This is a genomic window from Bauldia sp. (assembly GCF_020442045.1).
Taxonomy (GTDB): domain Bacteria; phylum Pseudomonadota; class Alphaproteobacteria; order Rhizobiales; family Kaistiaceae; genus Bauldia.
The window spans coordinates 1-11,941 of record NZ_JAGRLA010000190.1 but is presented as its reverse complement, the minus strand read 5'-3'; the positions used below and the strand labels follow the sequence as shown (position 1 = coordinate 11,941).

Genomic DNA, 11,941 nt, shown 5'->3' with positions numbered 1-11,941 from the left:
TCGTTCGGGACGAGGGGGTCGCAGGTTCAAATCCTGCCACTCCGACCAATCATTTCAGGGGCTGCCCGAGAGCCCTCTTCCGACGCCCAGCGGTTCAGCTCTTCAGATGACGCCCTCCAACGGGATGCGGCGGCAATCCATCTCATAGTCGATGTCGACGACCGGCGGCCGGGCATAGTGCCAGGTCATCCCTGCCCCGCCGGCGCGGCCGGCAATCTCAGCGGCAAAGGGGTGGACGTCGTGGACGGTGTAGACCTGGGTCGCCGTCGTGTCGGCCCAGCCGAAGCCGAGCTCGGCCATCCGCGCCGCCATGGTCGCCAGCACGAAGCGCACCTTCTCGCCGAGCCCCTCGACGCCGAGGTCGCCGCGCCGGACGATATGGTCGCGATAATTCGCCTGTCCTTCCGGCACCTCGCCGCTTCCCGCGACGACGAAGGAGCGCGTGAGCTCCGGCGTCGGCCGCGTATAGGAGAAGGCGTGGAAGACCGGCTCGCCGGCGGCGCCGACCTCCGGGCAGACGTTGCTGCGCGCCACCGGATTGACACCGTCCCGGACGATGCCCCAGCGCTCCAGCGTCTCGACATAACGGGTGTTGAAGACACGGAAGCCGTCCTCGGTGAAGGGTTCGGGCGAGCGCAATTCGCAGGCGCAGAAGGCGGTCAGCGGGCGGCCCGCCCCGGCGAGACGGGCCTCGATCCGGGCGAAGCCCTCGGCAAGCGGCACCGGCGTCTCGAACCTCAGCCGGGCGATCTCGTAGCCGTCGAGCGCCGCGACGCCGGCCGAATATTGCGAGACACCCTCGATGAAGCGGTAGCCGCCGTCGGCGAAATCCCTCGTTGCCACGTCTCCTCCTTCTCGTCTCGTGCGGCGGGCGCCGCGGTCACCGGGCTTTCGACACCTGCCGGGTGACGGTGAAGCGCTTGTCGAGATCGGGGACGAGTTCGAGCCCGAGGCCGGGGCCGGGCGGCGCCGTGATATAGCCGTCCTTGACCTCGGGGAGCGCGGTGACCAGGTCCTGGTACCAGGTCTTGTAATAGGCGCGGACGCTTTCCTGGATCAGCCCGTTCGGCGCGTTCAGCGACAGATGCGTCGAGGCGGTCAGCACCACCGGGCCGGTGCAGTCATGCGGCGCGATGCTGAGATGCCAGGCCTCGACCATGCCGGCGATCTTGCGCGCCTCCGACAGGCCGCCGCACCAGGAGAGATCGAGCATGATCACGCCGGCCGCGTCGGTCTCGAGGAGATCGCGGAAGGCCCAGCGCGTGCCGATCGTCTCCGAGGCGCAGATCGGCGCCGGGGACACGGCGGCATAGCGGCGGAGGCTCGCCAGGCTGTCCATCTTGATCGGGTCCTCGTGCCAGAAGGTGTCGTAGGGGGCGAGGGCCCTGGCGATGGTCATCGCCGGCACGAGCTGCCACATCGAGTGGAACTCGACCATGATGTCCATCCTGTCGCCGACCGCCTTGCGGATCTTCTCGAAGGGTTCGAGCGCGGCCTTCAGGTCCTCGCTGGAGATATACTGGCCGTCGGTCTTCTGCGCGGCCGGATCGAACGGCCAGATCTTCATCGCCGTGATGCCCTCGGAGAGAAGATCCTCGGCGAGCTCCCCGGCGCGGGTCATGAAGCCGTTGAGGTCGTCGTAGCGCTCGGTCTCGGCGAGGCCCCAGTTGCCGGGGTTCACGCCCTTGGCGGTGCGCATGTAATTCGGCCCGCCGCAGGTATTATAGGTCCGCACCTTTTCGCGCGAGGCACCGCCGAGGAGCTGGGTGATCGACTGGCCGGTGACCTTGCCGAAGATGTCCCAGAGCGCGATATCGAGCGCCGAGTTGCCGCGGACTTCCGCGCCGGAGGAACGGAAGCCGAGATAGCCGTTGAGGTCTTTCGCAATCCGGTCGATCTGCAGCGGGTCGCGGCCGAGCAGCTTCGGCGCGACCACCTCGTGGATATAAGCCTCCACCGTCCTCGGCATCATGTAGGTCTCGCCCAGTCCGACGATGCCCTCGTCGGTCTCGACCTGGAGCCAGAGGAGGTTCTCCAGTTCCTCCGCCCGAACCGTTTCAAATCCCGTGATCTTCACCTGTCGTCCTCCCAGTCCATCGTCTCGGTCCGCCGGAACCGCTTCCGGCCTGCGTCGTCAGGGCCCCGGCCCGGGCATTCGCCCCGGATCCCGGCGGGTCATGATTTCTCTACGATACCGCGCTCCACACGCCATGGGCCAACGCCAATTCCGTCGGGCAAGAAACCTGCCGGGAATCATGGCGGACGGGTCCCGCGCGGCGGCGGATTTCACGCCGGACCCGCCGGCTATTCCTCGCTGATCCCCTGGAGGGAGGCGTCGAGGTCGCGGAAGAAGGCCCGGATGCGCTCGGCATTGGCGCCGAGGTCGTGGGAACCGTTGCGCGCGGCCGAGCGCATGTCGACCAGGGCGCCCTCCCCGTCCGGCAGGATGCGGATCGCGACGTCCTGGCGGAAGCCGAAGATCGGCGTCGCAGCGACCGCCTCGATCCATCCCGCCTCCTCCTCCTCGGTCGGCGGCTGCATGCCGAGGACACGCCAGTTGCGGCCCTCGACGATCGTCTTGGTATCCTCGAAAACCCGCGCCGTACCGACCGGATAGTGGCGGGAGACGATGTCCGGATAGGCCTCGCGCTGGAGCTCGATCTCCTCGTCGGTGGGAGCGCTGACCGGGCGCGCGTCGGCCGGGCGATCGGCGGGCGCCAGGACGAAAGCCGGCGGATCCTCGACATCGGTCGAGATGTCGATCAGCTGCGGATAGGTGACGAGCTTCCAGGCGCCCGCCAGCGGCACGACGAGGACCGCGAGGCCGATCAGCAGGCCGCGCAGCGCGGCGCCGAGCCCCTTGCGGCCGTCACGCCAGATGCCTTCCAGCGCCCCAAGGGCCGCGAGCACGCCGAAACCGGCGAGTGCGAAGCCCAGCGCCATCACCGCATAGGCCTGGGTTGCCCCCATCAGGCCGCTGCGATGGCCGATCGCGACGATCACCAGGATCGGCATCGACAGCAGGGAGAGCCTGGAACTCCATACTGCCAGCAAGGAGCGGCGTTCGCGCAGTCGGGCTGACATCCGCCAGTCGATTCCCAGAGAAAGACAAGGGTGTCAGCTACCGGCTTGGCGCGGCCGGCGCAAGCAGCGGGTGGAACAATGGCCGGCCGGACACAGCCGCGCGGCGAAAAGCGGACATTCCGTGATCCCCATCACTTATTGACCATGTCTTCATGATTCCGCCGCAAACTGGCGAAATGAGACCGGAAGCGCAGGCGGCATTCGCCTCGCCAAAGGTGCCAGGACCAAGAGAAGAACCGTGATTGCATCGAAGAGTCCGATCGACCGCCAACCCTTCCGTTCGCGGGCCGATCGCGAGCGCGAAGAGGCGCTCGAACGCCAGTATCACAGCGTCGCCATTCCGGAGGTTGTCGCCGCACTCGGCCGCCCCCGCGAGGAAACGGTCGTCAAGCCGGCCTGAAAGGGCGGCAAACACCCGACCGGTGGAACCGACTAGAACAGGGTCGGTTCGGCCGGTTCCAGCAGGGCGGGATCGTCATTCTCCGCCTTGTTGACGCGACGGCTGACCGCGACCGCCTCGAGCAGGTCGTCGCGGGCCGGCCGCAGCAGGTCGCCGACGGCGTCGGCCGGATGGCCGCGGACGTCGAGCCAACGGCCATGGTCCTCCGGATCGAGGATCACCGGCATCCGGTCGTGGATCGGAGCCATCAGCCGGTTGGCCGCGGTGGTGATGATGCAGGCGCTGTCGATCTCGCTGCCGCCCGGCCCCATCCAGCTCTCCCACAATCCGGCGAAGGCGACCGGTCGGCCGTCCCGCGGCCTGATCAGATAGGGCTGCTTGCCGCCTGCCGAGCGCTGCCATTCGTAGAAGCCGGAGGCCGGCACAAGGCAACGCCGGTACCGGTAGGCGGCCCTGAAGGACGGCCTGGTGACGAGCCCCTCGGCCCGGCCATTGATCAGCAGGGAGAATTTCCGCGGATCCTCGACCCAGGACGGCACCAGCCCCCAGCGGACGAGCGCGAAGCGGCGCCGGCCGTCGACCGCGCGGACGATGGCGATCGGCTGGGTCGGCGCGATGTTGTAGCGCGGCGGAAACCACTCCCCGTCGATATAGCCGAACAACGCCGCGAGCTCTTCCGGCGTCGCGGTCAGGATATAGCGTCCGCACATGGCCTGCCTTTGGTTCCCTGGTCCGGCCGATCCTAACCCAGGCCGGCCGATCGATGGGCTTCCGGTCGTCCGGCGCCGCGGATACCATCGCCGGCATGGTGTCGTCTTCCCCACCCCGCCCGCTGCTCGGCGTCAGCACCGTCATTCGCCACGACGGCATGGTGCTTCTCGTCCAGCGCGCCAAGCCGCCCTATGAGGGAATCTGGGCCTTTCCCGGCGGCGCGGTCGAATTCGGCGAGTCGCTCGCGGCCGCGGCCGCCCGCGAGGTGCTGGAGGAAACCGGCATCGTCGTCGAGATCGGGGCGCCGATCGATCATGCCGAAATCCTGCCCAGCCCCGAATCGGCCACCGTTGGCCGTCACTATGTCCTGATGGTGTTCGACGGCCGGCCGGTCGGCGGAACGCTCGCGGCCGGCGACGACGCGGGCGACGCCCGGTGGTTCGGGGCCGAGGCGCTCGCTACGCTGCCGATGACGAAGGACACCGGCCGTATTCTCGCCCGGCTCGGGATGCGGTAGTCCGGTCGCAGGCAAGAAACAGGACGGTTCACGCGTGCAGATACCTTGGAAGGCAACGGCGATCGGGATCACCCTGTTGATCGCATCCGGGCTGGCGGCGGCCGCCAATGCCGAGGAGACGGAAGAGCCGGCGGCCCCCGAACCGGCGGTGACGACGCCCTACGACGAATCCCTGCTCCGCCTCTCCGAAATTCTCGGCGCGATCCACTACATGCGCCACCTCTGCAACAGCGACGAGGGCGGTTTGTGGCGCGACCAGATGCAGGCGCTGCTCGATTCCGACCAGGCCAGCCCCGCGCGGCGCGCGCGCTTCGTCGACAGCTTCAACCGCGGGTATGAGAGCTTCAAGGCCGTTTACCGAAGTTGCACCCCCGCCGCGACGCTGGCGATCGACCGGTATATGGATGAAGGCGCCCGGATCGCCCGCGATGTCGTGGTTCGCTACGGCCGGCAAGAGTAAACGGACCGTTAACCCGACTTTCGAAATCCTTAAGTCGCCGTTAACCCTTTTTTCATGATGTGGCTGTTGCGCGCAATTTTACATGTTAGCTTTTGAATCGAATAGTTTGGCCGAGACGGGGACGGGTGAATTTTATGGCGACGACAACGGCGCAGCATGTGGATTCGACCTTGGACGACAATTGTATTGCCGAGAAAAAGAGACTGGCGCTGTCCTATCTGACCGAAGCCTGGGAGGAAGCGGCCTCGGCGGGTGTCGACGTGGAAATCCTCGCGCATGCCGCGATGTTCCGGGCGTTCGCCGATCTCGTCGAGACCTATGGCGAGGAGGCCGTGGCCGGGCTCGCCCACACCCTGCCGGACCGGATTCGCGCCTTCGAATTCTCGTTGAGCCGCGTCGTCCAGTAACGCCGCGCGGGCGCTGCCATTTGTCCGTTGCCCCGGAAGGTCGTTAGGCTAGACTGGGACGGGGCGATCTTGCTGGCTGCGCGTCAATGGCGGGAGGGCAGCCATGGCGGTGAATCTGGTGCGTCTTCTGATCGCAAGCGGTCTCTTCGCCTTGCTCGCAGGTCCGGCAGCCGCCGCGCCGGTGAGCGATCCCGAGGTGATCGGACAGGAACTCCCTCCCCAGATTGCTGGTGACCGGGTCATGCCGGAGGTGCCTCCGGACAGCCACCTGCCTCCCGGTGTCGGCGCGGCAGCCCGCCCCTCCGCCGGCGAACGGGTCGCGCCCAAGGTCGAGTATGATCCCCGCATGCTGCCGACGCCGGTCCGCCGCCTGCGCGAGCAGATCCTCGAGGCCGCTGCCAGCGGCGATATCGAGCAGCTTCGCCCGATCATCGAGGCCAATGGCGAGCCGCCGGTCTTCAGCTACAACGACATCGGCGAGGATTCCGTCGAATATCTGCGCTCGCTGTCCAGCGACACCGAGGGACGCGAGATTCTCGCCGTGCTCAGCGAAATGCTCGAGTCGGGCTATGTCCATTACGGCGAGGGCACACCGGACGAGATGTATGTCTGGCCCTATTTCGCCCATTACCCGGTGGAGCTCCTCACCGGGCCGCAAATCGTCGAGCTCCTGAAGATCGTCTATCCGGGCGACTATGAGGACATGAAGATGTTCGGCACATACCTCTCCTACCGGGTCGGCCTGGCGCCGAACGGGACGTGGAGCTTCTTCCTCGTCGGCGAATAGAGGTCCCTAGGCCTCCGACACCGGCGGCAGCGCCTCCAGGAACCGGATCGCCCTGCCGGTGGCGGGGGTGACGAGCTCGCCCTCCCACATGACGCGACGGCCGCGCAGCACGGTCCCGACCGGCCATCCGGTCACCGTCATCCCGGCGAACGGCGTCCAGCCGCAACGGGAAGCGACCCAGTCGTCGCCGATGGTCTCCCGGCGCTTCAGATCGACGACGGTCAGGTCCGCGTCACAGCCAAGGGCGATGCGCCCCTTGCGCGCGATCCCGAAGATCCGCGCCGGGCCGGCCGAGCTGAGGTCGACGAAACGCTCCAGCGACAGGCGGCCCGCGGCGACGTGGTCGAGCATCACCGGCACAAGGGTCTGGACGCCCGGCATGCCGGAGGGAGAGGCCGGATAGGGCTTCGCCTTCTCCTCCAGCGTATGCGGCGCATGATCGGAGCCGAGGACATCGACGATGCCCTGCCCCAGCCCCCACCACAGGCGGTCGCGATGACGGGCGCCGCGGATCGGCGGATTCATCTGCAGCCGCGTCCCGAGATCGTCGTAGCGGTCGGCGGCGAAGGTCAGGTGCTGCGGCGTCACCTCGACCGTGATGTTGTCCTTGTAGGCGCCGATGAAATCCATCTCCTCGGCGGTCGAGACATGGAGGAGGTGGACACGCGCCCCGGTTTCCCGCGCGATCCGCAGCAGACGCTGCGTCGCGCGGAGGGCCGCGGTCTCGTCGCGCCAGACCGGATGGCTCGACGGATCGTTGTCGGCGCGCTCGCCCTTGCGGTCGATCAGCCGCGGCTCGTCTTCGGCGTGGATCGAGACCCGCCGCCGCGTCCTGCCGAGGATCGCCGCCAGTCCCTCGTCGTCGGCGATTAGCAGATCGCCGGTCGAGGAGCCCATGAAGATCTTGATCCCGGCGGCACCCGGGAGCCTTTCCAGCATCCGGATATCGTCGATATTGCCGTGCGTCCCGCCGACGAAGAAGGCGAAGTCGCAATGCATCCGGTCGGTGCCCCGCCGCACCTTGTCGGCAAGCGCCTCGGCCGATGTGGTCAGCGGACTGGTGTTCGGCATTTCGAAAACCGCGGTGACGCCACCCATCACGGCCGCCCGCGAACCGGATTCCAGGTCTTCCTTGTGCTCGGCGCCGGGTTCGCGGAAATGGACCTGGGTGTCGATGACGCCGGGCAGGATGTGAAGGCCGGTGCAATCGATCCGCTCGCCGGAGGCGTCGGCGCCGATCGTCCCGATCGCCGCGATCAGGCCGTCGCGGATGCCGATGTCGCGGATGCCCGATCCGTCCTGGTTGACCACGGTGGCGCCTGCGAAAACGACGTCGAATGTCTCTGAGCTCATGTCGATCCTTGTCTCGGCGGGTCTCTCCGCTTACGTAACCAGCCGACCTCTGGCAAGCCCCGGGACAAGCCCATGACAGAAGCCCGTATCGCAGAATTGCCGCGGCGCGGTGTCGTCGCCGTCTCCGGTCCGGAGGCGCGGCAATTCCTCGACAACCTGTTCACGTCGAATGTCGACGACGCGGACCCCGGCCGGGCCGTCTTCGCCGGCCTGCTCTCGCCGCAGGGCAAGCTGCTCTTCGACTTCGTCATCTTCCACGACGACGGCCGTTATCTCCTCGACATCGCGCGAGGCGAGGTCGGCGCCCTCCTCAAGCGCCTGGAGATGTTCAGGCTGCGCGCCAGGGTCGACCTGGCCGACCTCTCCGACGACCGGATCGTCGTCGCGGCCTGGGGAAGCGACGGAGCGCCGCAACTCGACGGCGTCGTCGCGCCGGACCCGCGATTGCCGGCGCTCGGCTACCGCGCCATCGTGCCGCCGGGAGCGGATATGGCGCCGGATTTCGAGGAATCGACCGAGGCCGCCTATGACGCCCATCGCATCGCGCTCGGCGTGCCGGAGGGCGGCATCGACTTCGCCTTCGGCGACGCCTTTCCCCATGACGCCGATATGGACGACCTCGCCGGCATCGATTTCGCCAAGGGCTGTTTCGTCGGCCAGGAGGTGGTGTCGCGGATGAAGCACCGGGGCACCGCGCGCCGCCGCGTCGTCATCGGCCGCATCGACAATCCCCCGCCGACGGGCAGCGAGGTCACCGCCAGCGCCAGGCCGATCGGTAGCCTCGGGTCGTCCTCGGGGGGTACCGCGCTGGCACTGGTCCGGCTCGATCGCGCACGCGAGGCGATGGACGCCGGCGTGCCGATCCTGGCGGCGGGTGCCCCGATCACCTTGTCGATACCGGAATGGGCGAATTTCGACTGGCCGGCGGCGGACGATCCCGGATAGCGCAAGGCGCCGCGAATCGGCGACACTGGGGACGCAGCCCCGATCAAGATCACGTCGCCGATGCCCGACCGACCGAAAGCCCCACCCCGCGCCTGGCAACGGATGCTCTCCGGCCGCAGGCTCGACCTCGTCGACCCGTCGCCGCTCGACATCGAGATCGAGGACATCGCCCATGGCCTCGCGCGGGTCGCCCGCTGGAACGGCCAGACCGTCGGCGCCCATGCCTTCTCGGTCGCCCAGCACACCATGCTGGTCGACCGGATCCTGCGGATCACCAATCCCGATCTCGGCGCGCGCGACCGGCTTGCGGTCATGCTGCACGACGCGCCGGAATATGTGATCGGCGACCTGATCTCCCCCTTCAAGATCCTGCTCGGCGACGAATATCGGGAGATCGAGGCGCGGCTGCTGGCGGCCATCCATCGCCGCTTCGGGCTGAAATACCCGGTTGCGGCCCGCCTCAAGGCCCGGATCAAGTCGGGCGACCGCTCCGCCGCCTATTTCGAAGCGACGGCGCTGGCCGGCTTCGAGGAAGCCGAGGCGGTGAAGTTCTTCGGCCATCCGCGCGGCATCGACCGGTCGGAACTCGACCTGAAGCCGTGGCCCGCCGCCGAGGCCGAGAAGCGCTTCCTCAGGCATTTCTCCGCGCTGCTCGCGGAAGCAGGTGACCGGCCGGCGTGATCGCCCTAAGATACGAGTTTAGGAGAGTTCTAACGGAAAGAGTGATGCCTCAGGTACACGTGTGTCCCCTTTCGCAGGTTCCCGCGACCGTCGCCGCTTCCGGCGCCAGCCACCTTGTCAGCGTCATCAACGACGACACACCGGTGGTCCGGCCGTCGACCATCGCTCGGGAGAACCATCTTTTCCTCGGCATCAATGACATCGTCGAGCCGACCGAGGGACTGGTGGCGGCCACCGAGGACCACGTGCGGGAGCTGATCACCTTCGTCGAACGCTGGGATGGCGAACGGGCGATGGTCGTCCATTGCTACGCCGGAATCAGCCGCTCGACGGCGGCGGCCTTCGTCGCGCTCTGCACGGCCCGTCCGGACCGGAGCGAGCGCGAGGTCGCGCTAAGGCTCCGCGAGGCGTCGCCATGGGCCTATCCCAACCCCCTTATCGTTGCCTTTGGCGACGAGCTGCTCGGCCGCAACGGGCGGATGGTCGAGGCGATCAATGCCATCGGCCGCGGCGAGCTCGCCTTCGAGAATTCACCCTTCTCCGTTCCCCTCCAGGACTAGGCAGCGGGGCCGCGCTGGATGGCGCCCGCCACGCGACCACCAATCGAGATCGGGCTTAACGCGGCGATCGTCGCGGTCGAGGACCAGCAGCCGCTGATCCTGGTGGTCTCGCCGCAGGTCGGCCCCGGCGAGCCGGACGGCCTGCCTTTCGGCCCGTTCGATCCCATCCTCCACCGCACCCTCGAGATGGGTCTTCGGGCCTGGGTCGAGGAGCAGACGGCGCTGAAGCTCGGCTATGTCGAGCAGCTCTACACCTTCGGCGATCGCGGACGGCACGCCCATCGCGGCGACCGCGGACCGCACCTGGTCTCGGTCGGCTATCTCGCGCTGACCGGCCCGGAGGCGGCCCATTCGGAAGCGCTGACGCTTGCCGGCGCCCGCTGGCAACGGTGGTACGGCTTCTTCCCCTGGGAGGATTGGCGCGACGGGCGGCCGGCGCTGCTCGACCAGTCGCTGCTGCCGGCGCTACGCCGCTGGGAGCGCGCGCCGCCCGGCGACGATCCTGTCCGTCGCGGCCTTACCCGCCGCGAGCGGGTCCGGCTCGCCTTCGGCTCCGGAGGCCAGCAATGGGACGAAGAGCGCGTGCTCGACCGCTACGAACTTCTCTACGAAGCCGGCCTCGTCCACGAGGCGCTGCGCGACGGACGCGCCTCGCTGGAGAATATCCTGCTTCCGGCCGGCGTCACCGGCATGCCGATGCGCTTCGACCACCGTCGCGTCCTGGCGACCGCCATCTCGCGCCTCCGCGCCAAGCTGAAATACCGCCCGGTGGTCTTCGAGCTGATGCCCGAGGCATTCACGCTGACCGACCTGCAGCTCACCGTCGAGGCGATTTCGGGCCGCCGCCTCCACAAGCAGAACTTCCGCCGGCTGGTGGAAGCCGCGACGCTGGTCGAGCCGACCGGCGAGGCGACGCGGCCGAAGCGCGGCCGGCCCGCGGCCCTCTTCCGCTTCCGCAGGGAAGTCGTCCAGGAGCGCCCGGCGCCCGGCCTGCGGCTCGGGTCACGCGCCTGACGGGCAGATTTCATGGGCAAAGCTCGCCGATGCGGCAAGCAACCCCATTGCACTGCATCATTCCGCTGGGTAGGGAGAGCCCTCGCGCAAAGCCCGACTGGAGCGACCGATGGGGAAGTGGGTTTACGGTTTCGGCGATGGCGAAGCGGAGGGAAGCGCGGAAATGCGCGAACTCCTGGGCGGGAAAGGAGCGAATCTCGCCGAAATGGCGAGCCTTGGCCTGCCCGTTCCGCCGGGCTTCACCTTGACCACGGAAGTCTGCACGTTCTTCTACAACAACGACCGGACCTATCCCGGCGATCTCGCCGACCAGGTCCGCGCGGCGCTCACCGCGACCGAGGAGAGGACCGGCCGGAAATTCGGCGACGGCACGATGCCGCTTCTGGTCTCGGTGCGCTCCGGTGCGCGCACCTCCATGCCCGGCATGATGGACACGGTCCTCAATCTCGGCCTCAACGACGCCACCGTCGAGGCGCTGGCGACCAGCGTCGACAAGCGCTTCGCCTACGATTCCTATCGCCGCTTCATCCAGATGTATTCGGACGTCGTGCTCGGCATCGACGTCCATCAGTTCGAGGAACGCATCGAGGATTTCAAGGACGAGCGCGGCTACACGCTCGACACCGAATTGAGCGGCGACGACTGGGCGGAGCTCGTCCGTGACTACAAGGTCATCGTCGAGCGCGAACGCGGTTCGCCCTTCCCGCAGGACCCGTCCGACCAGCTCTGGGGTGCGATCAGCGCGGTGTTCGAATCCTGGATGACGCCGCGGGCGATCACCTATCGCCGGCTCCATTCCATCCCGGAAGACTGGGGCACCGCCGTCAACGTCCAGGCGATGGTCTTCGGCAATATGGGCGATACCTCGGCGACCGGCGTCGCCTTCACGCGCAATCCCTCGACCGGCGAGAAGGCGCTCTATGGCGAATACCTGATCAATGCCCAGGGCGAGGACGTGGTGGCCGGCATCCGCACGCCACGCGACCTGACCGAGGCGGCCCGTGTCACTTCCGGCTCCGACC

15 protein-coding genes are annotated in these 11,941 nt (G+C 67.8%); 10 read left to right on the top strand and 5 right to left on the bottom strand.

Annotated features, from left to right (window positions below; genetic code table 11):
* Positions 1 to 102: 102 nt before the first annotated feature.
* The 3 genes from cnbZ to KDJ86_RS20285 all read right to left on the bottom strand — a co-directional run bounded on the left by cnbZ (position 103) and on the right by KDJ86_RS20285 (position 3,084).
* The gene (gene cnbZ, locus KDJ86_RS20295; RefSeq protein ID WP_291750195.1) at positions 103 to 843 is read right to left on the bottom strand and encodes a 2-amino-5-chloromuconate deaminase CnbZ; all 741 of its coding nucleotides are present in this window, start codon (positions 841 to 843) and stop codon (positions 103 to 105) included.
* Between the two features lie 37 nt (positions 844 to 880).
* The gene (locus tag KDJ86_RS20290) at positions 881 to 2,077 is read right to left on the bottom strand and encodes a mandelate racemase/muconate lactonizing enzyme family protein (protein ID WP_291750193.1); all 1,197 of its coding nucleotides are present in this window, start codon (positions 2,075 to 2,077) and stop codon (positions 881 to 883) included.
* 227 nt (positions 2,078 to 2,304) lie between these two features.
* Complete coding sequence (locus KDJ86_RS20285; RefSeq protein ID WP_291750190.1) at positions 2,305 to 3,084, bottom strand: DUF1499 domain-containing protein; 780 nt, start codon at positions 3,082 to 3,084, stop codon at positions 2,305 to 2,307.
* 238 nt (positions 3,085 to 3,322) lie between these two features.
* Between KDJ86_RS20285 and KDJ86_RS20280 the strand changes: the two genes are divergently transcribed.
* On the top strand, positions 3,323 to 3,484 hold the full coding sequence (locus KDJ86_RS20280; protein WP_291750188.1) for a hypothetical protein: 162 nt from the start codon (positions 3,323 to 3,325) through the stop codon (positions 3,482 to 3,484).
* Positions 3,485 to 3,516: 32 nt separating this feature from the next.
* Here the strand turns inward: KDJ86_RS20280 and KDJ86_RS20275 are convergent, their stop codons facing one another.
* Positions 3,517 to 4,194: an SOS response-associated peptidase gene (locus tag KDJ86_RS20275; protein ID WP_291750186.1), complete on the bottom strand. Its 678-nt coding sequence runs from the start codon at positions 4,192 to 4,194 to the stop codon at positions 3,517 to 3,519.
* A 53-nt stretch (positions 4,195 to 4,247) separates the two neighbouring features.
* On the opposite strand from KDJ86_RS20275, the gene KDJ86_RS20270 reads away from it, so the two are divergent.
* The 4 genes from KDJ86_RS20270 (at position 4,248) to KDJ86_RS20255 (ending at position 6,366) form a co-directional block, all read left to right on the top strand.
* Entirely contained in the window at positions 4,248 to 4,712 is a 465-nt protein-coding gene (locus KDJ86_RS20270) for an NUDIX hydrolase (RefSeq protein ID WP_291750183.1), read from the top strand.
* A 34-nt stretch (positions 4,713 to 4,746) separates the two neighbouring features.
* Positions 4,747 to 5,172 (top strand): TIGR02301 family protein, encoded by a 426-nt coding sequence (locus KDJ86_RS20265; RefSeq protein WP_291750180.1) that lies wholly within the window; start codon positions 4,747 to 4,749, stop codon positions 5,170 to 5,172.
* Between the two features lie 170 nt (positions 5,173 to 5,342).
* Positions 5,343 to 5,579: a hypothetical protein gene (locus KDJ86_RS20260; protein ID WP_367116862.1), complete on the top strand. Its 237-nt coding sequence runs from the start codon at positions 5,343 to 5,345 to the stop codon at positions 5,577 to 5,579.
* A 103-nt stretch (positions 5,580 to 5,682) separates the two neighbouring features.
* The gene (locus KDJ86_RS20255) at positions 5,683 to 6,366 is read left to right on the top strand and encodes a hypothetical protein (RefSeq protein ID WP_291750174.1); all 684 of its coding nucleotides are present in this window, start codon (positions 5,683 to 5,685) and stop codon (positions 6,364 to 6,366) included.
* A gap of 6 nt (positions 6,367 to 6,372) precedes the next feature.
* Here KDJ86_RS20255 and KDJ86_RS20250 read toward each other — a convergent pair whose 3' ends face one another.
* Positions 6,373 to 7,719 carry a dihydroorotase gene (locus KDJ86_RS20250; RefSeq protein ID WP_291750171.1) on the bottom strand — a complete coding sequence of 449 codons (1,347 nt, stop codon included), beginning with the start codon at positions 7,717 to 7,719 and terminating at the stop codon, positions 6,373 to 6,375.
* A gap of 72 nt (positions 7,720 to 7,791) precedes the next feature.
* On the opposite strand from KDJ86_RS20250, the gene ygfZ reads away from it, so the two are divergent.
* The 5 genes from ygfZ to KDJ86_RS20225 form a co-directional block, all read left to right on the top strand.
* A complete protein-coding gene (ygfZ, locus tag KDJ86_RS20245) occupies positions 7,792 to 8,664 on the top strand; it encodes a CAF17-like 4Fe-4S cluster assembly/insertion protein YgfZ (RefSeq protein ID WP_291750166.1) in 873 nt (290 codons plus the stop codon).
* 60 nt (positions 8,665 to 8,724) lie between these two features.
* The gene (locus KDJ86_RS20240; RefSeq protein ID WP_291750163.1) at positions 8,725 to 9,345 is read left to right on the top strand and encodes an HD domain-containing protein; all 621 of its coding nucleotides are present in this window, start codon (positions 8,725 to 8,727) and stop codon (positions 9,343 to 9,345) included.
* Positions 9,346 to 9,389: 44 nt separating this feature from the next.
* Positions 9,390 to 9,905 carry a tyrosine phosphatase family protein gene (locus KDJ86_RS20235; protein WP_291750160.1) on the top strand — a complete coding sequence of 172 codons (516 nt, stop codon included), beginning with the start codon at positions 9,390 to 9,392 and terminating at the stop codon, positions 9,903 to 9,905.
* Between the two features lie 18 nt (positions 9,906 to 9,923).
* Positions 9,924 to 10,919, top strand: coding sequence for an NUDIX hydrolase (locus KDJ86_RS20230; protein WP_291750157.1), 996 nt, complete (start codon positions 9,924 to 9,926; stop codon positions 10,917 to 10,919).
* A 109-nt stretch (positions 10,920 to 11,028) separates the two neighbouring features.
* A partial coding sequence (locus KDJ86_RS20225; RefSeq protein ID WP_291750154.1) for a PEP/pyruvate-binding domain-containing protein occupies positions 11,029 to 11,941 on the top strand: 913 nt, incomplete at its 3' end.